The sequence below is a fragment of the Shewanella aestuarii genome (assembly GCF_014647215.1).
Classification (GTDB): domain Bacteria; phylum Pseudomonadota; class Gammaproteobacteria; order Enterobacterales; family Shewanellaceae; genus Shewanella; species Shewanella aestuarii.
Genome location: NZ_BMOT01000011.1, coordinates 76,625 through 98,145, shown reverse-complemented (window position 1 = coordinate 98,145; position 21,521 = coordinate 76,625). Strand labels below are relative to the sequence as shown.

The 21,521-nt window shown below is 40.3% G+C and carries 22 protein-coding genes; 11 read left to right on the top strand and 11 right to left on the bottom strand.

Annotated elements, in window-relative coordinates:
• Positions 1–74 precede the first annotated feature (74 nt).
• From iscR to trmJ, 3 genes are all read right to left on the bottom strand, one after another.
• Positions 75–536: a Fe-S cluster assembly transcriptional regulator IscR gene (gene iscR / locus IEY03_RS14860; RefSeq protein WP_188843100.1), complete on the bottom strand. Its 462-nt coding sequence runs from the start codon at positions 534–536 to the stop codon at positions 75–77.
• A gap of 280 nt (positions 537–816) precedes the next feature.
• Positions 817–1,638, bottom strand: coding sequence for a serine O-acetyltransferase (gene cysE / locus IEY03_RS14855; RefSeq protein WP_188843098.1), 822 nt, complete (start codon positions 1,636–1,638; stop codon positions 817–819).
• A 19-nt stretch (positions 1,639–1,657) separates the two neighbouring features.
• Positions 1,658–2,377 (bottom strand): tRNA (cytosine(32)/uridine(32)-2'-O)-methyltransferase TrmJ, encoded by a 720-nt coding sequence (trmJ, locus tag IEY03_RS14850; protein WP_188843096.1) that lies wholly within the window; start codon positions 2,375–2,377, stop codon positions 1,658–1,660.
• A gap of 148 nt (positions 2,378–2,525) precedes the next feature.
• Here trmJ and suhB point away from each other — a divergent pair, with 148 nt between their 5' ends.
• The 6 genes from suhB (at position 2,526) to IEY03_RS14820 (ending at position 5,885) form a co-directional block, all read left to right on the top strand.
• Positions 2,526–3,329, top strand: a complete 804-nt coding sequence (gene suhB, locus IEY03_RS14845) for an inositol-1-monophosphatase (RefSeq protein WP_188843094.1) — start codon at positions 2,526–2,528, stop codon at positions 3,327–3,329.
• Between the two features lie 132 nt (positions 3,330–3,461).
• Complete coding sequence (locus IEY03_RS14840; protein ID WP_188843092.1) at positions 3,462–3,866, top strand: phosphate-starvation-inducible protein PsiE; 405 nt, start codon at positions 3,462–3,464, stop codon at positions 3,864–3,866.
• 131 nt (positions 3,867–3,997) lie between these two features.
• Positions 3,998–4,300 carry a PilZ domain-containing protein gene (locus tag IEY03_RS14835; protein ID WP_188843089.1) on the top strand — a complete coding sequence of 101 codons (303 nt, stop codon included), beginning with the start codon at positions 3,998–4,000 and terminating at the stop codon, positions 4,298–4,300.
• Positions 4,301–4,439: 139 nt separating this feature from the next.
• A complete protein-coding gene (locus IEY03_RS14830) occupies positions 4,440–5,108 on the top strand; it encodes an AAA family ATPase (RefSeq protein ID WP_188843087.1) in 669 nt (222 codons plus the stop codon).
• Complete coding sequence (locus IEY03_RS14825; RefSeq protein ID WP_188843085.1) at positions 5,095–5,436, top strand: replication protein RepA; 342 nt, start codon at positions 5,095–5,097, stop codon at positions 5,434–5,436. The genes IEY03_RS14830 and IEY03_RS14825 overlap by 14 nt, the downstream gene beginning before the upstream one ends.
• Positions 5,437–5,513: 77 nt before the next feature.
• Positions 5,514–5,885, top strand: coding sequence for a VF530 family protein (locus tag IEY03_RS14820; RefSeq protein WP_188843083.1), 372 nt, complete (start codon positions 5,514–5,516; stop codon positions 5,883–5,885).
• A 546-nt stretch (positions 5,886–6,431) separates the two neighbouring features.
• Here the strand turns inward: IEY03_RS14820 and IEY03_RS14815 are convergent.
• From IEY03_RS14815 to IEY03_RS14805, 3 genes are all read right to left on the bottom strand, one after another.
• Complete coding sequence (locus IEY03_RS14815; RefSeq protein ID WP_229778351.1) at positions 6,432–7,268, bottom strand: hypothetical protein; 837 nt, start codon at positions 7,266–7,268, stop codon at positions 6,432–6,434.
• 46 nt (positions 7,269–7,314) lie between these two features.
• Complete coding sequence (gene ribA / locus IEY03_RS14810; protein WP_188843082.1) at positions 7,315–7,929, bottom strand: GTP cyclohydrolase II; 615 nt, start codon at positions 7,927–7,929, stop codon at positions 7,315–7,317.
• 134 nt (positions 7,930–8,063) lie between these two features.
• Positions 8,064–8,420 (bottom strand): YibL family ribosome-associated protein, encoded by a 357-nt coding sequence (locus tag IEY03_RS14805; RefSeq protein ID WP_188843080.1) that lies wholly within the window; start codon positions 8,418–8,420, stop codon positions 8,064–8,066.
• Positions 8,421–8,653: 233 nt separating this feature from the next.
• On the opposite strand from IEY03_RS14805, the gene IEY03_RS14800 reads away from it, so the two are divergent.
• Both IEY03_RS14800 and IEY03_RS14795 read left to right on the top strand, forming a co-directional pair.
• Complete coding sequence (locus IEY03_RS14800; protein ID WP_188843077.1) at positions 8,654–9,898, top strand: NADH:flavin oxidoreductase/NADH oxidase family protein; 1,245 nt, start codon at positions 8,654–8,656, stop codon at positions 9,896–9,898.
• Positions 9,899–10,081: 183 nt separating this feature from the next.
• Positions 10,082–11,890, top strand: a complete 1,809-nt coding sequence (locus IEY03_RS14795; RefSeq protein ID WP_188843075.1) for a putative bifunctional diguanylate cyclase/phosphodiesterase — start codon at positions 10,082–10,084, stop codon at positions 11,888–11,890.
• Positions 11,891–11,958: 68 nt separating this feature from the next.
• Here IEY03_RS14795 and nrdG read toward each other — a convergent pair whose 3' ends face one another.
• The 3 genes from nrdG to rssA all read right to left on the bottom strand — a co-directional run bounded on the left by nrdG (position 11,959) and on the right by rssA (position 15,737).
• Complete coding sequence (gene nrdG / locus IEY03_RS14790; RefSeq protein ID WP_188843073.1) at positions 11,959–12,432, bottom strand: anaerobic ribonucleoside-triphosphate reductase-activating protein; 474 nt, start codon at positions 12,430–12,432, stop codon at positions 11,959–11,961.
• Entirely contained in the window at positions 12,432–14,549 is a 2,118-nt protein-coding gene (gene nrdD, locus IEY03_RS14785) for an anaerobic ribonucleoside-triphosphate reductase (protein ID WP_188843071.1), read from the bottom strand. Before nrdD ends, nrdG begins: the two co-directional genes overlap by 1 nt.
• A 222-nt stretch (positions 14,550–14,771) precedes the next feature.
• The gene (gene rssA / locus IEY03_RS14780; RefSeq protein WP_188843069.1) at positions 14,772–15,737 is read right to left on the bottom strand and encodes a patatin-like phospholipase RssA; all 966 of its coding nucleotides are present in this window, start codon (positions 15,735–15,737) and stop codon (positions 14,772–14,774) included.
• 412 nt (positions 15,738–16,149) lie between these two features.
• Between rssA and IEY03_RS14775 the strand changes: the two genes are divergently transcribed.
• The 3 genes from IEY03_RS14775 to IEY03_RS14765 all read left to right on the top strand — a co-directional run bounded on the left by IEY03_RS14775 (position 16,150) and on the right by IEY03_RS14765 (position 18,740).
• Complete coding sequence (locus tag IEY03_RS14775) at positions 16,150–17,505, top strand: DEAD/DEAH box helicase (RefSeq protein WP_188843067.1); 1,356 nt, start codon at positions 16,150–16,152, stop codon at positions 17,503–17,505.
• 66 nt (positions 17,506–17,571) lie between these two features.
• Complete coding sequence (locus IEY03_RS14770; RefSeq protein ID WP_188843065.1) at positions 17,572–18,009, top strand: DUF3010 family protein; 438 nt, start codon at positions 17,572–17,574, stop codon at positions 18,007–18,009.
• A gap of 236 nt (positions 18,010–18,245) precedes the next feature.
• The gene (locus IEY03_RS14765) at positions 18,246–18,740 is read left to right on the top strand and encodes a YgjP-like metallopeptidase domain-containing protein (protein WP_373290877.1); all 495 of its coding nucleotides are present in this window, start codon (positions 18,246–18,248) and stop codon (positions 18,738–18,740) included.
• A gap of 108 nt (positions 18,741–18,848) precedes the next feature.
• On the opposite strand, the gene IEY03_RS14760 is transcribed toward IEY03_RS14765, so the two are convergent.
• Positions 18,849–19,973 carry a DUF481 domain-containing protein gene (locus IEY03_RS14760; RefSeq protein WP_188843063.1) on the bottom strand — a complete coding sequence of 375 codons (1,125 nt, stop codon included), beginning with the start codon at positions 19,971–19,973 and terminating at the stop codon, positions 18,849–18,851.
• Between the two features lie 217 nt (positions 19,974–20,190).
• Positions 20,191–21,465, bottom strand: a complete 1,275-nt coding sequence (locus IEY03_RS14755; protein ID WP_188843061.1) for a peptidoglycan DD-metalloendopeptidase family protein — start codon at positions 21,463–21,465, stop codon at positions 20,191–20,193.
• Between the last annotated feature and the right edge of the window lie 56 nt (positions 21,466–21,521).

Genomic DNA, 21,521 nt, shown 5'->3' with positions numbered 1-21,521 from the left:
TCAGTTGAGGCTACATACAACGTACAAATAATAATTATATTTAAATCAACATCATTTAATTTAAAACCCAAGGTTTATAAACTAACACGATGTTCCTTCTGCATTTCATCTTGCTTAATAGAGATAAATTGCACATCTCTTTTGTTCATCAAACCAGCAAGTGAAATACCATTTAAAAACTCTGAAATTTGTTTACTTAAATCGCCCCATAACGAATGGGTTAAACAACGCGTACCACTTTGACAATTACCTTGCCCTTGGCAACGAGTGGCATCAACTGACTCATCTACTGCATGGACAACCATACCAACAGATATGTCATTGGCTTCCAAACCTAAACGATATCCACCGCCTGGTCCTCTTACACTGGAAACTAAGCCATGTTTGCGTAATTTTGCGAAGAGTTGTTCAAGATAAGACAGTGAAATGCCCTGTCTTTCAGATATATCAGCTAAAGGCACTGGCCCTGAGGCAGAATGAATAGCAACGTCTAACATTGCTGTTACTGCATAGCGGCCTTTTGATGTAAGTTTCATAACCTGTTACTGCTCCTCAAAAGTATGGAGCAATTTCAACATACCTGAGTAATTTAGTCAAGTATTAATCCTACTAAACAAGTCAAGTATTGGTATTTAGGGCGTCTAAAACGGCATAAATTTAGCTGACGTATTTAACCTTTTTATGGCTAAAAATTCAATGCTAATAAGGGAATTATTCCCCTATTAGCATGATTTTTTGTCCTGAATGGGATTTAGACATTCATCGCCACTCTTGAAGCTGTCTATCGAGTAAAGTCGCTAACAAAAAGCACAGCACTTAAATACTTGGATCAAACTCAGTAATTTCTAACTGACGCTTTTTCGCCGCGGCTTGTTCTGCTTCATTAAAATCACCCACATTTAATTCAGGTAATTTATCTGTGCAAACTTCACCGCCCATGGTTTGGATGGCTTGACACAATTCTTGCACCTTAGAATCCATCAAATGCATATGGTCGAGCATTTGACCAATAGCATTAGCCACAGGATCGGGATTATCGGGTGAAACAGCATAGGCATCAAAGCCATACTTTTTAGCCATTTCGGTTCTGCGCTCAACCTTTTCTTTTGATTGCTTGCTGGGCGTTGCGACGACCCGACCAGGAATACCGACAACGGTATGATCGGCTTCTACATCTTTAACAACAACAGAATTCGACCCAACACGAGCACCATCATGCATGGTTATCGGACCAAGAATTTTAGCACCCGCTCCAATCACCACATTATTACCCAGCGTTGGATGTCGCTTGCCGGCTTGCCAAGTCGTACCACCCAGAGTGACGGAATGATACAAGGTACAATCATCACCAATCTCTGCCGTTTCACCGATGACCACTCCCATACCGTGGTCGATAAAGAAACGTCTACCAATAGTGGCTCCAGGATGAATTTCAACACCCGTTAACCAGCGAGAGAACGTAGATAGGCATCGAGCGGTTAAACGCCAGTTTCCTCGCCAAAACTTATGGCTAATACGATGCAACCAAATGGCATGCATCCCAGGATAATTTAGCAAAATCTCAATCGTACTATTTGCCGCAGGATCACGGTGATAGATAGATTCAATATCTTCTTTTAATCTCGATCTCACGCCCATGTGAACTCCCTACTCACCACTACTTTTTGTCAATTTTCTTGTCTATCGAGGTTAAGATACCGCGCAAGATATTCATCTCTTGTGCTTCAACGCGTGCACGGCTAAATAAGCGGCGCAGTTTTATCATGACGTTACCAGGATGGTTTTTAATCACAAAGCCTGTTTCAGATAATGTCGACTCTAGATGCACAAAGAAACGTTCCAAATCCTCTGCTAAAGGATATTCCTCCTCAGGTGCAGGTTGCTCACCTAAGGCTAAATGTGCCACACGGGTTTCATAACAAATAATTTGCACCGCTTGGGCTAAATTAAGTGAACTGTATTCTGGGTTAGCTGGAATGGCCACATGATAAGTACACTTTTGCAGTTCTTCATTACTTAAACCATGATTCTCACGACCGAATACAATGGCAACAGGCCCTTTGATACTTTCAAGAGATAATTTTTCACCCGCTTGGCGAGGGTCAAGCATAGGCCAATCTAATGTACGACTGCGAGCACTGGTTGCAATCACTAAACTACAACCGGCAATTGCTTCTTCTAATGAGTTAACAGTTGTAAGATTTTTTAAAATATCAGAGGCACCTGCTGCCAATGCAATTGACTGCCCATCAGGCTCAACTCTTGGTTCTGCAAGGTATAAATTAGACAAGCCCATGGTTTTCATCGCGCGTGCAGTTGAGCCGATATTTCCAGGGTGAGACGTGCCAACAAGCACAACACGAATATTACTTAGCATGACATCACTTTCGTTCAAAAAATATTGGGGGCATGTTAACACAAGCACGGTTTATATCGTTATATGAAAATCTGCATTTGATATAACTATTGAATAAGGTATAATACGGCCGCTATTTTACTCGTTCTTTAAAATCCAGGGGATTGCTATGCATCCGATGATGACTATTGCCACTCGCGCTGCGCGCGCTGCTGGCCAAACAATTATGCGCGCCTATACTGAACTCGATCGTGTTGAGGTAAGTACCAAAGGAATTAACGACTTTGTTACCAGTGTAGACAAGGAAGCAGAAGCAACTATTACATATCAAATTCGTAAGTCTTACCCAGATCACACTATTGTGGGTGAAGAAGACGGTGAAAATCGTGGTCAGAATAAAGATTATGTATGGATAGTCGATCCTTTGGATGGTACCAACAACTTCGTTCGTGGTATTCCTCATTTTGCTGTTTCAATTGCACTTCAATATAAAGGTGTAACTGAAGTTGCGGTAATTTATGATCCTGTTCGTGAAGAGCTATTTTCAGCTGTTCGCGGTAAAGGAGCAAAAATTAACGATTTCCGTATGCGTGTAACCAATGTAAATGAATTAGACAGCACTATTATTGGTACTGGATTTCCATTTAAAGCTCGTCAACACACAGAAACATACATGAAAATCTTGGCTGAAGTATTCCCACAATGTGCCGATCTTCGTCGCGCGGGCTCTGCTGCACTCGATTTAGCCTATGTAGCTGCTGGCCGTTTAGATGGTTTCTTCGAAATCGGTTTGAAGCCTTGGGACATAGCTGCAGGCGACTTAATTTGTCGTGAAGCTGGCGGTACAGTGACTGATTTCACTGGTGGTCATAACTACTTAATCTCTGGCAACATAGTTGCGGGTACACCAAAAGTCACGACTCAATTAGTTAAAATAATGCGTCCTTTATTAAATGAAGGTTTAAAGCGTTAATCGCTTCGCTTGATTAACTCATAAAAACCGCTAATTTATTTAGCGGTTTTTTTATGTCTGTGATTTAGATCGCTGGGCAAACCGACCACTTTACATAATAATGTTTACTTATTCACAAATATTAGAGCCATTATGCATAGAGTTAAACATGCGAGTATTCAATCATTAAAGTCGATTGAATACTTAGTCCTTTTCATCATCGCCTTGGCAACAATTTTTGCTATTGGCGAAGAAATTTTGCATATGTTCGCCATAAAAACCGTCGAACTTGCTGATTTGCTCTTACTGTTCATTTACCTTGAAGTATTGGCAATGGTCGTTAATTATATCGAATCCGGTAAATTACCCATTCGCATGCCACTCTATATCGCGATTGTAGCATTAGCTCGATATCTGATCTTAGATATGAAAGGCATGGATGACTGGCGTATTTTGGCGATTTCATTTTCGACCATTCTATTAGCCACCACAGTGATAGTGATACGATGGGGACAATTGAAAATGCCATACCCCAAAAATCAAGATTACGACAGCTAATCATCCAAATAATCCAGCTAAAAAACGCCACTCATAATGTTTGGCGTTTTTACTTTAAATAAGCATTTGGTATTGCTTAAAAAAGCCATTATGCTAAAACTAAAGTATCGTGTCCCTTATGGAGAGATAACATGGACCAAGAGCCAACAGGTTTTGAAGAAAAGCGCACATCACTGCGTGTCGACATGGAAGCAGAAAGAGTCAAGTTGCATTGGATCAGCAAATCGGGTGAAAGCCATGATGATTCAGCCGTGTGCATTGACCTCGCTCGTAAAGGAGTATTATTTGATTACTGTAAGGCTTTTGATGTTGGTGAATTAGTCGCTATGACATTTAATGAAGGCACTGAGAAACAAAATACTATCAAAGGACAGGTTTGCCGTTGCACAAAAAGCAACGATCAAAGCTATCATATTGCTTTGCAATTACTGTAGTGTTCAAGTCTTATCACCATCTTGTTTCAGCAAAGTAGCGTCTGTGATTAGCTAGACTGGAAATATGACCTATACTCATTTTAACCCATTAGATATATTGCTGTGGTTCATTGAAATTGAACAGTAAAAGGAGAAGAGTATGATACTGCTCGTCGGCGGTGAAAAAGGGGGCAGCGGCAAAAGTTGCTTAGCGCAAAACCTTGCCGTTTATATTACTCAAAAGTTCAATGCTAATGTGTTGATGGTTGATTGTGACCCACAACGTACCACATCTGATTGGATACAAGCCCGCAATAATGACCCCAGTCTTACGCCCATTAACTGTATTCAGCTGTATGGTAAAATTCGAAATGATTTACTCAGCCTTGATGAAAGGTTTGATTATGTGATTGTCGATTGTGGCGGCCAAGACAACCTAGCAATGCGAGCAGCCATGTCTGTTGCCACTTATGTGGTAATTCCATTAAGACCCAAGCGTCGTGACTTAAAAACCCTCCCCCATATGGAAGATATGCTCAGTACTTGTAAAATGGTCAATCCCAAAATGGTTGCCGCCATTGTCATGACCCAATGCCCAGCCTTACCTTCGCAATTTAAGCGTATTCTAGAAGCGAAAGAGGTTGTTGAGTCCTTCAACCTTCGTGCGCTTGATTCTGTCACTTTTAGTCGAAATATTTATGATGACAGTGAAGAAAGTGGATCTTCAGTAGTAGAGATTGAACCCGATGGCAAAGCCGCTTTAGAGATTATGGCCATTGCTGATGAATTATTCGCAATACCACCAGAAAATAGTTATGAGTTTAACTGACCTTAAGCGTAAAAAGCCGAAACTTCATAAAAAATCAGTTTCGGTTGATGACTTTATTGAAGATGCCAATAATTATGCATTTGGTAAGCAAACTGTGGTCGGTGATGACTCACCAGCGCAACAATCGACTCAGGACTTTTTAAAAGGTCTTGATAAGAAAAGTGTTAAAATTTACCGACATGCCACCTTTACCCTTACGGAAAAAAGTATCGGGCAACTAGACGAGCTATCTAAGAATGTTGGCATGGCTAAATCGAAGTTATTACGCATTCTAATTGATGATTTTTATCATTTATCCACCAGTAACCAACAAAAGCGCCTAAAGTAACAATACTGGCTCACTGTACACCATCTTTTTAGGTATAATCTCGCCAGACTATTATTTAAAACGGCTACACAAGTATTATGAACCAGCAAAACAACCCACTTCACGGCATTAAATTGGAAACCATTATTACCTATTTAGTGGATAAGTTTGGCTGGGAAGAGTTAGCCTTGCGCATTAATATCCGCTGCTTCAAAGAAAACCCCAGTATCAAATCTAGTTTAACGTTTTTGCGTAAAACGCAATGGGCTAGAGACAAGGTGGAATACTTGTATTTAAAGAGCAATAAATTGCCTTTACCCATTAAGCCAGATAGCGATAGCTCGAAAAAATATAGCAAAAAACCCGCTGTTTTAAGTAAAAAGCAACCTAATGCATCAACTAAGGTTTCTGAATCGAAGAAACCAGCAGATAAAAGCCCCATTAATGCGCAAATATGGGGGAAAAACTAAGCTTGATATGTGACATTTTTGCATTGATTGAAGCCAGCAAAAACAAGCTGATTATTGTTTAGCTCGGCATGCCTTTGCAACATACTTATGATTAAATAGCCTCAGTTCGGTATAACAAATACCTTTCAAACAACTCTTTGCAGCGCTAACTGCGTTGAATTGACTTGCAGTAAACACGCTTTATACGCGTAAATTAGCCATGTTATCAGTACAAAGCTCAATTTTTACCGTAAGTGATTGAACATTAATATTTAAAATTTCGTTTATTTATATTTAAACCCAAGTTGAGCTGACATAGCCAATACCACTACGGATTAGAATGATAAATATAATGTTGCTGCACAGATACATAGCGCAAAAACTGAAGAATGTTTAGCGAAGTTTTCGAACGGTCCGTTCCAATTAGGACAAGCGATATTTATTTAAAATATCTTAAAGTAAGTTGCGAAATAGACGAAATCCCACTATTCAGCAATGAATTATGTATCCACTTAAAGCTGGATATTTGGTATTTGAAAACAATGTGTATCGCTACAAGAAGCGATATTACAACGGGAACTCGAAAATAAGTCGCCAAACTTGTAAGCCGCCACCAGCTTGATAACTTAGCCCTAAATGATTGAATTTCAATCCATCCCAACCAAAGATGTTATAACCTATGGGTTTAGAGAATTTGAATGTTGCTCCAATTTCATAAGAGTAACTTGTAAGCACATCTTTGCCATTAGGGTTAATGAATTTTAATTGATCAAAATACCAGTGTGCCCCAACAAACAATCTTGGCTCAACTTCGTTATCCTGCCATTGCCATTTTGTACCTAAGCCAAAATCTAAGCCACTTTTATAAACTGAATAACTCTCGGCACTATTATTAAGACTACTACGATAACCCGCATAATAAAGTCTATTTACCCATATAGGAGTGTAGATTGGATGGTCAATTTTATAAATTGATGACACTCCCGTAGAAAAAATCCCAACGTTGCTTTCATTTGAAAAATTATAGCCATAGCCTAAATCAACATAGCTTTCTATGGTCAACTTATCATCAACAAACCAATGGTATTCTATCCCAGGAGTAACTGTCATGGTTCCGACATTGTCGGGCAAATCCCCTCCTGGCAGGTCATTAAAGCTATAGTCGAAAAAACCTAATGATATCGGTAGACGAAGCTTCACTAAATGATCGTCTGCTTCATCAAGGGTAAATACCAAGGGTACATTAACCACTGCAGCGCTCTGACCAGAAGTGCGATAAATACCGCTACCTAAATAATTTGCGAAAGCATAATGCGATGCATCTGGTGTGGTTGTAGCGGTATTTTCGTTCGCATGAGTGGGTAGAAAAAAGCAAAAAACCATAGCAATGGCTATGGCTTTCATTGATAAGGCCATTCTCAAAAAACGAGCTATGGGAGTGATAAATTCGCTAGCTTTGCTCGTCATTAAAATGATACTCAGACATCATATGGCCAAGCTCGGTTGACTTGGTTTTCAAGTATGCTTCATTGTAGCGATTCTTACCCACTTGCAACGGCACTCTTTCGACAACTTCAATTCCTTCTTGCTGCATTGCCTTCACTTTGCGAGGGTTATTGGTCATCAAGCGCACTCGAGTAACATTGATTTGCGCCAGCATAGGCTTAATCATATCGTATTGGCGCATATCCGCTTTAAAACCTAATTGTTCATTTGCTTCAACCGTATTCGCTCCAGCATCCTGCAACTCATAAGCCCGGATTTTATTGAGCAATCCAATACCGCGCCCCTCTTGGCGTAAATATAAAATAAATCCTTGGCCTAATTCGGCAATATTTTGCATGGCCGTCTGCAATTGAAAACCACAATCACAGCGTAAACTGAATAAGGCATCGCCAGTTAAACATTCAGAATGGATACGACCTAAAATAGCACTGTTGGTATCTAACTCACCGAACGTTAATGCGACATGTTCTTTACCGGTTTCTGTATCTTCAAAACCGTGCATGGCAAACACACCCCAAGGGGTAGGTAATTGAGAAGTGGCGATGTATTTTATCGACATGAAATAGACCTTACGACAATACTCATTCCCTGAGCTCTATAATATGAGACCGTATTTCCAGAGACTAATTTGCCTTAGAATGGTCGTCGGCTACCCGAAAAAGTCACCGACTACACTAAAAAATTGAATTGATATTAAAACTTACTGGGAGCAAACCCCATTACTGTTTTAATACCCATTTCACGACCTAATGCGGTCATTGGATGCACAACAACTAACCCTTTAACCGACTTTTTCAATTTGCCCATATCGGCTTGCTCGGCTTTAGTCAGCTCACGTTTGAAAGGTAAATTTTTAACTTCGCCACCTTCTTTATTCAACTCGCGAGTTTGTTGACCTTTAACGTTAGCAATACGCTTAGTCATTGCGGTAATTTCTTTTTTGAACTGCAAAATGACAACCGCGTCGCCACGCTGCTCTGCCGCCGCTAATTTACGACGAAATTTATCAAGCTTATCATTCAGTGTTTGCAGTTCTTGCTTTAAATTCATTACTTTACCTTTAAACTAATCAGACAATTGCCATGCGGATTAAATAGACACTATTCAATATGAAACCAGATCGCAATTTAAGGTGGGAATTATATACCCAAAGCGCGCTAATTTGCGAACATCAATCAAAGGTTTGTGCATAATAGTAATAGAATATTTACCACTTCGGCTGGTATTGAGCTTGTCTTTAGCGATATGCTGATTTTATTCCACTATAAAAAGAGCACATCAACATGCCGCAATCACTTTTTAGCGAGTTTCAGGTTAGCCCTAACACGACATTAAAAAATAGATTTGTAAAAGCGGCCATGGAGGAAAACCTCGCCAATGACCAACAATTACCTGATAAGAAACTTTTTAATCTTTATCAGCAATGGGCTGATGGAGGTGTAGGTCTTATCATTACAGGCAATGTGATGATTGATAAATGGGCGATGACTGGACCTGGTGGTGTCGCACTAGAACAAACAACCCCGTTAGCGCCTTTTAAAAAATGGGCAGAAATAGCCAAAAGCAACAACACGAAAGTTTGGATGCAGCTAAATCACCCAGGGCGACAAGTGTTCAAAGCAATGGGAGGTAAAAATCTTGCTCCCTCAGCGATTGCAATCAATCTTGGCAAGCACTCCAACATGTTCTCTATTCCACAAGCAATGATTGAAGAGGAAATACAAGACATCATTCACCGGTTTGGGCAAAGTGCTTTGCAAGCCAAGCAAGCAGGATTTGATGGGGTGGAAATCCATGCTGCACATGGTTATTTATTGGCACAATTTCTGTCACCTTTAACTAACCAGCGTAGTGACCAATGGGGAGGAAGTTTAACTAATCGTGCCCGATTATTACTTGAAGTCATTAAGCAAGTCAGAGCAATCTGCGGCGCTGATTTTGATGTCGCCGTAAAACTTAATTCAGCAGATTTTCAGCGTGGCGGCTTTGATATTGCGGATGCTGAACAAGTGATCAATTGGTTAGCCGAACATAATGTTAATTTGGTTGAGTTATCTGGTGGTAGTTATGAGGCTCCTGCCATGCAAGGCCAAAGTGCAGATGATCGAACGCTAGCCCGTGAAGCCTACTTTTTAGATTTTACTGAAAAATTGGTCCAACGCTCGCCTATCCCCTTAATGTTAACTGGCGGCATTCAAAGATATGCTGTGGCACAAAAAGTGATTAATGCGGGATTTAGTTTATGTGGCTTAGCAACTGCACTAGCATATCGACCCGATATGATTAATATGTGGTTTAAAACACCGGAATTTAGACTTCGCATTCCCGTGATTACCTGGTCAAACAAAACCTTAGCAGCACTTGCAACAATGGCAATTATTAAGCGACAACTGAGTCGCATGAGTTTGGGGGATACCCCTAAATTAACTGACTCACCTTTTTTGAGTTTGCTCATCGACCAAATAAAAAAACGCCGCAGAACAAAACGCTACCGTCGCCAGCTAAGAGGCAGTAGTCAATTGCCTTAACGCGAAATAACAATCTGCATCAAAACGCTAACCATTGAATGCAACATTCGTGAATGACTTTATGATGTCTACATTAACCTGTAGACTGATTAATTTGGCTAACAATAAATGATAGTTTGTGTAATGTACTAATATTATGAGTATTAAATAATAATTAAATGGATAATGGAGACAACATTGTCAATGCGTAGACTCTTTCATTTTCATCAATGGGATGCTGAAAATTTTGGAAAAATGATTTTCATTTTCATTATCGGATTGTCTGCTTATCTGCTGTTATCGTTACCGCAAGTAAGCGTCGCTAAAATTGCGTATTCCATTAGCTTAGGTTTAGCCATCGCAGCATTTTTAGTCAACCACAGCCGTTTCAAAAATAGCCTAAGTAGTGTATCTGTTTTAATTTTACTCTTTGTTGGCTTGTACTATCCTGTTGATTTAGAGGAAATTGAAGAGCTATATATCCTACTGCCATTTATCTATTTATCCGTTCACCCAGGCAGTTTCTACCCCATTGTTATCAGTGTATTGCTCACTTCTGCTTATTTCCCTTCTATAGATGCCCACGAACTAAGTGATGTTATTGAAGACATTATCGAGTTAGTCGTGATAACAAGTTTCGCAACCGTTATGGTGTATTTTCAACAAAAATCATTACGACAAATGCATCATTTTCGTTCTGAAAGTTATACCGATTACTTAACTAGGCTACCAAACCGAAAAAAGTTTATGGAGCACATGTATGAGTTAAAGTCCGAAACGACATTAGGGGAACTCCAACACCACTTTGCATTATTAATTGTCGACTTAGATGGCTTTAAAAAAATTAATGATCAACTTGGGCACATCTATGGCGATCAAGTATTACGTATGGTGGCAGATCGTTTTGCAAAGTTAGTGGACCGACATTGTTATGCGTATCGAATTGGTGGCGACGAATTTGCCTTTATATTAGATGACAGCCCCAAATTATTGCAATCAAAGGCTGAATCATTGGCCCAAAAAGTGTTAACCCTGTGTCAGCAACCCTACACTTTATTAAATAAACACTACACAGTAACGGCCAGTATAGGTATCGCCTCCTACCCTACCGATGCCAGCGAGATAGAAATATTATGTAGCAATGCAGATATGGCGATGTACCGTGCTAAGTATGCCGGCAAAAATAACTTTTCTTTTTATGATAATCAGCTGATGGAAGAGCTGGTCAAACGACACGAATTAGAAAATGATTTAAAGCAAGCCATTCTAAGGAATGAGCTATTTTTGCTGTACCAACCCAAAGTGTGTTTAACCACAGGAAAATTTTACTCTGCTGAAGCCTTAATACGTTGGCGGCACCCTAAGTATGGTTTAATCAACCCTGCTGAGTTTATTAATATCGCCGAAGAAAGTAACAGCATAATTGAAATGGGTTTATGGGTGATGTCAACGGCCTGTGCACAACTGATGCTATGGCGTGAGCACTACGACTTCCGCTGTATTGCCGTGAATGTGTCCTCGGTTCAGCTGCAGCAAACTAGTTTCTGTCAAGATGTGTTAGCTATATTAACTGAGCATCAGTGCCCTGCGGAATCCCTCGAGATTGAACAAACTGAAAGCTGGATAATGGATAACCCGGCACTCAATATCGCCGTATTAAATAAGCTTAAACACATTGGCGTGCGTTTATCACTTGATGACTTTGGTACAGCTTATTCATCGTTGAGCCAAATTGGCCGTTTACCACTGGATATTTTAAAAATTGATAAAAGCTTTATCGATCATTGTGTCGAAAAACAAAATGACCATATGATCGTGCGAACCATTATTCAATTGGGTCATAATCTTGGTATGAAAATAGTAGCCGAAGGCGTTGAAACAGAAGCCCAACGTCAGTTGTTGCAACAAGAAGGCTGTGATGAATATCAAGGCTATTTATTTGCTAAGCCGCTGTCAGTTGAAGAGTTTGAACTTAAGCTTATACAACAAAAGCAACTAGCAACTAGCAACTAGCAACTAGCAACTAGCAACTAGCAACTAGCAATATTAATTTTGCTCATTAATACACACATAAAATAGCGTTAAATGCCCTTGCTAATAGTATGAATTATTTGGTTGGCACTACCACGCCACTTCAATGACGGATCGGCCAGTGTTTGTTCAAACTTGCCATCAATGACTACATCGACTTGCGCAACTATGGCTGCTTGTGCTGTAGTTAACTCACTCATTTGATAACCTGTCCACAACCAAATGTCTTTATCGATACACTCATGTCTCACTCGCTGAACCAATTGCAGCACGGCTGAAACATTTGCTGGATGGAGTGGATCGCCGCCACTTAAAGACAAACCTCGACGACGAATACGAGTATCATTCAAGTCGGCAATAATTCTATCTTCAAGTTGCTGGGTAAATTGATGCCCAGCATCAACACGCCAAGTAGACTGATTATAACACCCTTTGCAAGCATGATCGCAGCCGCTAACGAACAAGGTACATCGTGTCCCCTCGCCGTTAACAACATCAATACTGTGATAGGCACTATAAAACATTATATATGTTTCACTCGTCGCTTAACCTCTTCCTGCTTACCATAGTTAAACGGCCTGGCATCAGGACTACCAAGATAACCACACACACGACGAGTCACAGACACGCGGCTGGGTTCATGATTGCCACATTTAGGACAGACAAAACCTTTACTGGTGCAATTAAACTCCCCTAAAAAACCACAGTCATAACATTCATCAATTGGGGTATTGGTGCCGTAATAAGGTACACGGCTGTAGCTGTAATCCCACACATCTTCAAGTGCATCGATGTTGTGTTGCATATTCGGATATTCTCCGTAGCAAATAAACCCACCATTGGTGATTTCAGGATAAGGTTGCTCAAAATCAATTTTATCAAACGGGTTTACTTTCTTTTCAACATCTAAATGAAAACTATTGGTGTAGTAACCTTTATCGGTTACCCCTTTTATCACACCATACTCTTTGGCATCGAGATTACAAAAGCGGCTGCAGAGGTTTTCACTCGGGGTACTGTATAAGCTAAAACCATAGCCCGACTCTTGTTTCCATTGTTGGGTTTTTTGCTTTAAATACGCCACAATCGCAATAGCCTTTTCACGTAAGTCTTTATCGTCAAATACATGAGTTTGGCTACCATAAAGCGCATTAATTGTTTCATGTAAACCAATATAGCCTAATGAAATAGATGCGCGGCCATGTTTGAAAATTTCACTAATGTCATCATCCGCTTTCAACCTCACGCCGCAAGCGCCTTCCATATAAAGGATTGGAGCAACACGAGCTTTTACACCAACTAAGCGAGCAATACGGGTATCTAACGCGCTTTTAGCAACCACTAATCGCTTTTCCAACAGCGCATAAAATTGACGTTCATCACCTTTAGCTTCTATGGCTATACGAGGCAGGTTTAAGCTAACCACACCTAAATTATTACGCCCTTCATGCACCAACTCACAATTTTGTTCAAATGCCCCTAGAAATGAGCGACACCCCATAGGGGTTTTAAACGATCCTGTGACTTTTTCAACTTGTTCATAATTTAGAATATCTGGGTACATACGCATACTGGCGCAGGTTAACGCTTGGCGTTTAATGTCATAATTCACATCAGCAGATTTATGGTTGATGCCATTTTTAATCGCAAAAACTAATTTTGGAAATACCGCCGTTTTACGATTTTTCCCTAATCCTTCCATACGCACGGTTAAAATAGATTGTTGAATTAAACGCGACTCCCAACTAACCCCTAAACCAAAACCAAAGGTGACAAAAGGAGTTTGACCGTTAGCGGTATGCAAAGTATTGACTTCATACTCAAGTGATTGAAAGGCATCGTGACACTCTTTTTCAGTTTGCGCTGTGGCAAAGGCCTCGGCATCATTCACACACCACTTTTTACCTATGACGAGATGCTTCTGATAACTTTTCTGAACAAAAGGAGCTAATACTTCATCAATACGATTTATGGTCGTGCCACCATAAATATGGCTGGCCACTTGCGCAATAATTTGCGCGGTAACAGCTGTTGCCGTTGAAATTGATTTTGGAGTTTCTATTTCTGCATTGCCCATTTTGAACCCTTGGGTCAGCATGCCTGCTAAATCAATTAGCATACAATTAAACATAGGGAAAAATGGTGCATAGTCTAAGTCATGGTAATGTAATTCACCCCGTTCATGGGCAACCACCACATCTTTTGGTAACAAATGGGTTTTGGCATAATGTTTTGCAACAATGCCTGCAAGTAAATCACGCTGTGTAGGAATGACCTTGGCATCTTTATTGGCATTTTCATTTAAAAGACTGCTATCGCTTTGCTCGACTAAGCCACGAATTTCACGATTTAGCTTACTTTTGGTTTCGCGACTGACATCACGATCATGACGATATTCAATATAATGACGCGCAACGGATTTAAACGGGCCAGACATTAAGATATTTTCAACCGCATCTTGCAGTTGGTGAATATCCACTTCTGCCTGTCCTGCAAACTGTTTTTCGACTACCGCGGCTAAAGAATTTGCATAATCAAGGTCTGATTGCCCAGCTGACTCCATTGCTGCTATGACTGCCGCTTCAATTCGACTTACATCAAATACCGTACGGCAACCGTCCCGTTTAATTACAACCAACATGACTTATTCTCCCTTAGCACTGTCAAACTATATATCGACATACAAAACACATAAAACACTATATATTGTGTATTAAGCGCTAACTAATCATAATTCGCATTGATCTGGATCATCATTATTTACGCTAAAGGAAAGCAAGATAAATTTGTGCGACTCACTGCAGCGATCATCGTTTTGCCACTTGACCGTTGCATTTAAACGGACTATTACAAGGATTTTAAGTTAGTTTTTAATCGATGCATTAATTAAATGAGCGATATCTTCAACCGCTTTCTTGCCAGCAGCAATGGCTTCTTCAGCGCGATGAAACTCCATGGTACCTATGTCAGTCACATTTGGAATAATACAGATATCTGGTGGATCACCCATCAATCGCGCCCGTTTATGTCTTTGCTCTAAAATATCCATAGATTGAGACATGACCGCCAACATACCTGGGTGTGATTTACTACCAAGTGCAAACTTGTCGGTTAAACTGGCGATATAATCTTTGCCCTTACCCAGCAAATCCATAAAACCAGATTCTTGTTGCTCAGTTTGAACAGCCGTTTTATCAACTATGATCGATTTTTCATTATTAATCTGCTGCGGCAATATCTGTAGCTGGGTGCGTCGATAACCATTTAAATCAACGGCAATTACAATATCAACATCAAGCGCACGGCACAAAGACACAGGAACAGGGTTTACCACAGCGCCATCAACCAACCACCTGCCAGCCTGTTGAACTGGGGGTAAAAAACCAGGCATTGAGCAAGAGGCTCTGACTGCATTTCGTAATGGACCTTGTCTAAACCAAATTTCTTGCCCGGTATACAAATCGGTGGCAACGGCAGCAAAAGGTTTAGCTAAATGTTCAATATCAATTGCACCAATGCGGGCGGACATCACATCAAACACTTTCTCACCGCTAATTAAGCCGCCTTTTCGCCAGCTGATATCCATTAAACCAATAACGTCCCAACTTGAAAAACCACATACCCAAGTTTTTAATTCAGCCAGATTATTATTAGCATATGCTGCGCCCACTAATGCCCCAACAGAGCAACCAGCGACTTTGTCAGGATAAACGCCAAGTTCAGCCAATCCTTCTAGCACACCAATATGTGCCCAGCCTTTTGCTGCACCACTTCCTAGGGCTAGCCCTATCGTTGGTTTTGTTTTGGTTGAATGATGAATAGCTACCATGTATCTAAATTCCTTTGGAATAGCGTAAGCCTAAAATGCATATATCAAACATCTTAACTAAGGCAAGAATTATACTGTTATTCAGTTAATTGCCGATTTTTTTATTAATACTATGTATGTGTGTTTTAACAAAAACCATTGTTGGCTCAAGTCGTACAAATGAGTGGCTGAGCTTAATGTAAATCTTAAAAGTGATTTTTATATTACATACGCTCAATTCACGTTACATAACCGACAAGCGTACTTTACATTGCTGTAGCTCGAAAGATCAGCACAGCAAACCATAAACATCATAATTCTTTGGCATACGGTTGATTTATTCGATTGATAGCATAAACAAGCAAGCTGTTATTGGCTATAGCCAGTATATACAGCTATAATGTCGGGCTATTATTTTTTAGGGGATCCACCTTTGCAGTTTTCTGATTTTTCGCTTGATAAACGCTTGTTAGACAGTTTGAAGCACATGGGTATCACTACCCCCACAGAGATCCAAGAACAAGCCTTACCGATTGCCCTTGCGGGTAAAGATTTGATGGCGTCATCGAAAACTGGCTCAGGAAAAACCTTAGCATTTTTATTGCCGGCAATGCAGCGGATTATTTCGACTAGAGCACTGTCGAAAAAAGACCCTCGCGTACTCATTTTGTTGCCTACCCGTGAACTTGCACAGCAAGTATATGGCCAGCTTAGGTTACTGGTAGCTAACACCCAATATAAAGCCATGAGCGTGCTCGGTGGTGAAAACTTTAATGACCAAGCTAAAGGTTTAGCCCGTGAACCGCATTTTATTGTGGCCACACCTGGGCGAATTGCTGACCATTTGCAACAACGGCATTTATTTTTAAATGGCTTAGAGTTACTGATCCTAGATGAAGCAGACCGTATGCTAGATCTCGGTTTTGCGCCGCAATTGAAAGCCATTAATGATGCCGCCGACCATAAACGCCGTCAGACATTAATGTTTTCTGCTACGTTAGATCATCAAAGCATTAATGACATTGCCACTACATTGTTGAATAACCCAAGCCACGTCGCAATTGGTGCAAGTTACGCTGAACATAAAGACATTGAGCAGAAAATGCTGTTTGCTGATCATTTAGATCACAAACAGGCTTTACTCAGCCACCTATTAAAGCAGCCTGAAAACAAGCAAACGATTGTGTTCACGGCAACCAGAGCTGACACTGAGCGCTTAGCGACATTACTTGCTGAACAAGGTTTTTCAACATCGGCTTTAAGCGGTGAATTAAAGCAATCAGCACGTAACCAGATTATGGATCAATTCAGCCGTGGTCAGCAGCAAATTCTTGTTACGACGGATGTTGCATCTCGTGGTTTAGATTTAATTAATGTGTCATTAGTGGTTAACTTTGACATGCCAAAATTTGCCGAAGAATATGTACATCGTATTGGTCGTACAGGTCGTGCTGGTGCAAAAGGTGTAGCGGTTTCTCTTGTTGGCCCTAAAGATTGGCAAAGTTTTTTGCAGGTGCAATCATTCTTACGTAAAAACTTCGAGTTTAGCACCATCGAGGGCTTACCAGCTAAGTTTTCTGGACTTGCTAAGCAAGCAGATGCTAAAGCCGTTAATGCTAAGGCCAAGACTAAATCAGCCTCCGCAGCAAAAGCGAAACAAAAGCCTAAAGCTGCACCTAAACGCGATAAAAGATTTATTACCGGTGTCGATGTCGGTGATGCACCTATGCGCCGTAAAGCTAAACCGCTGCCGATTAGTGAACAAGATATTAAAGATAGTGAAGATTAAAAATTAAGTGATTGAGGCGGTTAACCCCCGCCACTCATTTGAATACAGTGTAGAGTAAGGATTAACATGAAAGTTTGTGGTGTAGAGTTAAAAGGTGGCGAAGCCATCATCAGTTTATTGAGCTATGAAGGCGAAACCTTCAATGTACCAAGTTGTCGTAAAGTGTCATTCGCGGTTTCAGATTCAGCGTCAACAGAATCAATTCGTGATTTTCATTTTGCTTTTCATAAGCTAATGGAAGATTACAAAATTGATCAAATTGCCATTATTGAACGCGAACAAAAAGGTAAACTAGCGGGCAGTGCAACTAGCTTCAAATTAGAAGCGGCTATCCAATTAACCGAATTACCTGTTGTAATGATTTCGCCAGTGACGGTTAAAGAGCAACTAAAGCGTAATCCACCGCAAGCAGATTTTGATTCATTAGACTTAAAACGTGTGCAACAAAATGCCTTTGAAGTAGCTTACGTACATCATAACCGGTTAATTTTCGGTAAAGTCTAACTCAGCGACAGTTAGCTGAATGACCACTGAAGATTGGTGCGCTATTAACAACCAAACCTTGTTTTTAGCGCAAAATTTGTTTGAAGCTTTCGATTATGCCTATCACTAAAAAAACCGCCAAAGCCCCACCAAAGATGCCGTTAAAGTCGCCGAGTCAGTCTCTTAAGCCCAAAATGGACATGAGTAAGCTTATCACCAGCGATGACATTAAAAAGCAGCAAAGTGAACGCAGTGCAATGCGATACTTATCGGGCTATCAGCCTCATATTGTTAATCAAATTCAATCATTAGTCGATAGCAACAAACTTGCAGAGCATTTTTTACAACGCTACCCCAAAATCCATGAAATACGCACTGACAAAGCACTTTATGAGATGACTATTGCGATAAAAAATGCTCATATGCGTCAATCAGATCCTTTAGCTAAAGTGGTTTTTGATGAAAAAATTAACTTAAGCCACCATGCCCTAGGCTTACATTCATACGTTAATCGACGTCAAGGGCACAAAGTTAAAGCCAAAAACGAAATCCGAATTTCGTCGCGTTTAAAGCATACGCCTTTTGAATTGCTGCAAATGGTCGTTGTACATGAATTGGCACATTTACGTGAAAAAGAACATAACAAAGCCTTTTATCAATTATGTACTTTTATGCTGGCAGATTATCACCAACTTGAATTTGATATGCGGGTATGGCTAGTGGCCGAAGAAGTGGGACAATCGCCGTACTGATCACGACAATGATGAGCTTAAAAGAACATAAGCCCATCATTTTCAACTCAGTTAAATTGACTGCGCAAGAAGAACGGCCTTTCTAGGCGCTTATATTCAACTGAAAAACTAAATATCTACACCGAACCCAATAATAAGCTGAAAATCATTTTTTTCAGGGATCTGTCCATCCGTCTCTGCTCGAGGGTTATTGGTTCTATCCCATACTAATGACAAGTCAAGATCAAACAAATCGGTTAACTCAACGACTATGCCAGCTAAAGCATGATGAGTATAACCGCCAGAATTTTGGTTACCTAACTGCATGCGATAATCAGCATTAAAATCAATATCATCTGATAATTCAGTGGTGAACGTACTATCAATGACTAAGGTGCCACTGTTGTCATTATCATCTTCACCCACTTCAACCTGTTTAAATTGTGTCATGGTATAAGCAGGACCACCACTGATACTCCATTCCGTTTTAGCTGTATCAATAATGCTATAACCCACACCCGAACCTAAGGTGACCCGCGATGACGTGTTCATAAAAGGATCGGTATAATATTCAGCAAATACCGGCCTTAAGAAGAATTGATTTGATAAAAACCAATCAAAGAAGCTATTTACACGATGATTGTTGGTGGTATTTTCATCACCAGATTTACTGTAATTACCCAAGTAATCAGATCTAAAACGTGACTCCGTTGTTCTGCGACTTATCCTAGCTTTTGCTGAATAATCTATTTGTTCATTATTCCCAGAACGCAGGTTTGCCCCAAGGGATATTGAACTCGACCAATAGTTCGCTTCTTGCTGCTCACCACTAATAATGGTGATAATGTCGTTAACATCAAAAGCGACACCATCAAGATAACCCTGACCATCTTGGATCAGCAAACGTCCAGTTCGGGTTGATAAATCCATAAAACCTATGCTTACCGCCCCGCGGCTTTGCAACACAATCACATCTTCCCAATCGACAACAAGTGTATTTAATTGGTCACTTTTAAATTCGAGCTTATTACCATAAAGATACTTAATTTCGCCTTTTAGTAATTCATTACTATTCAATTGAAGCCAATCAAATTTATCTCCCACAGGCACATTGACTTGCATCGGGGTAAACTGATTTTGCTTATTTAGCGGTTCAGTAGATGCTTGCGCAGCAGTATTGATGCAAACTAGAGAGCTACATAAAATAAAAGCTAACGGATTGAAGGTTAGCTTTGCATTTGAAAAGCGGATCATGTGAGGTTTCCATTGGCAGCAGCGTAGACATAAGCTGCAATAAAGTAATAACTTGATGATATTTTAAAGGCTAGCGCCAGCTTAAACAACCGCCAATCGAGAGCCACACATAGCGCTGTGTATTTACTCTCCTTACCACTATCGAAATTGATGTCATTCAAAACAAAACAGCAGCCATTTAGGCTGCTGTTTATTCGTGCAAATCAGTTCGTTAACCCTAACCGAGTTCCATCATCATTTTGCGACTTCTTACAATTGACTCAAATTCAGATAATTCTTTTTTGGGTAAGGTTTTAGCTTCTGCAATATTGGCTTTCATTGGATCAACCGGGCGTCCATTAACATGGAACTCATAATGTAAATGAGGGCCGGTAGATGCGCCTGTGTTACCCGATAAGGCAATAACTTGACCACGCTTAACACGTTGACCTTTTTTCACTTTAAAACTGGATAGGTGCAAATAACGCGTACGCACTTTGTTGTCATGTTCAATCACAATATACTTGCCTGCAAACGCATGGTTTGCCACCAAAGTCACCACGCCTTCACCGGGAGCAACCACATTGGTTCCTACAGGTGTTGCAAAGTCGGTACCGTTATGTGGACGAACACGTCCGGTAATTGGGTGTTTACGTTTTGGGTTAAATCGTGAACTCATGCGGTAATTTTTATATAACGGCACACGTTGAAATGCTGGGGCTAAGCTTTGGCCCTTTTCATCGTAGTAGTTGCCATCAAGATGCTGGAATGCAGTAATATCTCGACGTCCCGTATGAATTTGAATACCTTCGACGTTGGTATTACCGGTAGATTCACCGGCAATAAATTGATCATTCATCAATACTGAAAAACGATCGCCTGCGCGTAATTCTCGGGCAAAGTTTAATTTACTTTTTAACAAATTTTCGACTTTAGCAATTTCTGCTGCGCTTAAACCCGCCGCTTTTGCCGAAACATAAAAAGAGCCATTAATTTCACCACCAATCACCCTGTTTTGCCACATACCTTCAATATTGATATCTTCGACTTCAAAAGTACCGTCTTCAAAACGAGTAAAAACGACTTGATGTGCAGGGGTAAAGTACAATTCCATTTTAGTAAGCTGGCCATTGCCATCGTCCCAAAACTGAATGCGGTTCCCTGGTATTAAGGTATCCAATGCTAAAACCTCTAAATCGGCTTCAAGCACTTTGTACATGGTTTTTTGGTCGATACCCGCCATTTCAAACAACTTACTTAAGGTATCCCCTCGAGCAATAACATGTTCAAGAATAGGCGTCGGTTCGTTAATCTTGGTATTAATTGTTGCTGGTGCACTGATATTAGGAATTAATGAGTCAATATCGAGAGCGACCGGAATGCGTTGTGATGAAAACTCTTGTTGAGTCGGCCATAATATCGCTGCACCAATAATAAAAACACTCGCCAGTAAGACTTTTTTATGCAAATTGGGCAAGTTAGATAAACTTGCTGATGGCTTTTCAAAGCCCATAATTTTACTCGTTAGCAATCTGTAATCCACCTAAAAGTTCTTTGTTATTATTTGTC

What these genes read in the sequence shown, in the direction of transcription:
- IEY03_RS14765 (WP_373290877.1), top strand. Translation starts at nt 18,246, where the DNA reads ATGCGATACTTATCGGGCTATCAGCCTCATATTGTTAATCAAATTCAA.
- IEY03_RS14800 (WP_188843077.1), top strand. Translation starts at nt 8,654, where the DNA reads ATGCCGCAATCACTTTTTAGCGAGTTTCAGGTTAGCCCTAACACGACA.
- suhB (WP_188843094.1), top strand. Translation starts at nt 2,526, where the DNA reads ATGCATCCGATGATGACTATTGCCACTCGCGCTGCGCGCGCTGCTGGC.
- IEY03_RS14795 (WP_188843075.1), top strand. Translation starts at nt 10,082, where the DNA reads ATGCGTAGACTCTTTCATTTTCATCAATGGGATGCTGAAAATTTTGGA.
- IEY03_RS14835 (WP_188843089.1), top strand. Translation starts at nt 3,998, where the DNA reads ATGGACCAAGAGCCAACAGGTTTTGAAGAAAAGCGCACATCACTGCGT.
- IEY03_RS14820 (WP_188843083.1), top strand. Translation starts at nt 5,514, where the DNA reads ATGAACCAGCAAAACAACCCACTTCACGGCATTAAATTGGAAACCATT.
- ribA (WP_188843082.1), bottom strand. Translation starts at nt 7,929, where the DNA reads ATGTCGATAAAATACATCGCCACTTCTCAATTACCTACCCCTTGGGGT.
- IEY03_RS14755 (WP_188843061.1), bottom strand. Translation starts at nt 21,465, where the DNA reads ATGGGCTTTGAAAAGCCATCAGCAAGTTTATCTAACTTGCCCAATTTG.
- IEY03_RS14805 (WP_188843080.1), bottom strand. Translation starts at nt 8,420, where the DNA reads ATGAATTTAAAGCAAGAACTGCAAACACTGAATGATAAGCTTGATAAA.
- iscR (WP_188843100.1), bottom strand. Translation starts at nt 536, where the DNA reads ATGAAACTTACATCAAAAGGCCGCTATGCAGTAACAGCAATGTTAGAC.
- cysE (WP_188843098.1), bottom strand. Translation starts at nt 1,638, where the DNA reads ATGGGCGTGAGATCGAGATTAAAAGAAGATATTGAATCTATCTATCAC.
- IEY03_RS14760 (WP_188843063.1), bottom strand. Translation starts at nt 19,973, where the DNA reads ATGATCCGCTTTTCAAATGCAAAGCTAACCTTCAATCCGTTAGCTTTT.
- IEY03_RS14825 (WP_188843085.1), top strand. Translation starts at nt 5,095, where the DNA reads ATGAGTTTAACTGACCTTAAGCGTAAAAAGCCGAAACTTCATAAAAAA.
- trmJ (WP_188843096.1), bottom strand. Translation starts at nt 2,377, where the DNA reads ATGCTAAGTAATATTCGTGTTGTGCTTGTTGGCACGTCTCACCCTGGA.
- IEY03_RS14770 (WP_188843065.1), top strand. Translation starts at nt 17,572, where the DNA reads ATGAAAGTTTGTGGTGTAGAGTTAAAAGGTGGCGAAGCCATCATCAGT.
- IEY03_RS14840 (WP_188843092.1), top strand. Translation starts at nt 3,462, where the DNA reads ATGCATAGAGTTAAACATGCGAGTATTCAATCATTAAAGTCGATTGAA.
- IEY03_RS14815 (WP_229778351.1), bottom strand. Translation starts at nt 7,268, where the DNA reads ATGAAAGCCATAGCCATTGCTATGGTTTTTTGCTTTTTTCTACCCACT.
- rssA (WP_188843069.1), bottom strand. Translation starts at nt 15,737, where the DNA reads ATGGTAGCTATTCATCATTCAACCAAAACAAAACCAACGATAGGGCTA.
- nrdD (WP_188843071.1), bottom strand. Translation starts at nt 14,549, where the DNA reads ATGTTGGTTGTAATTAAACGGGACGGTTGCCGTACGGTATTTGATGTA.
- nrdG (WP_188843073.1), bottom strand. Translation starts at nt 12,432, where the DNA reads ATGTTTTATAGTGCCTATCACAGTATTGATGTTGTTAACGGCGAGGGG.
- IEY03_RS14830 (WP_188843087.1), top strand. Translation starts at nt 4,440, where the DNA reads ATGATACTGCTCGTCGGCGGTGAAAAAGGGGGCAGCGGCAAAAGTTGC.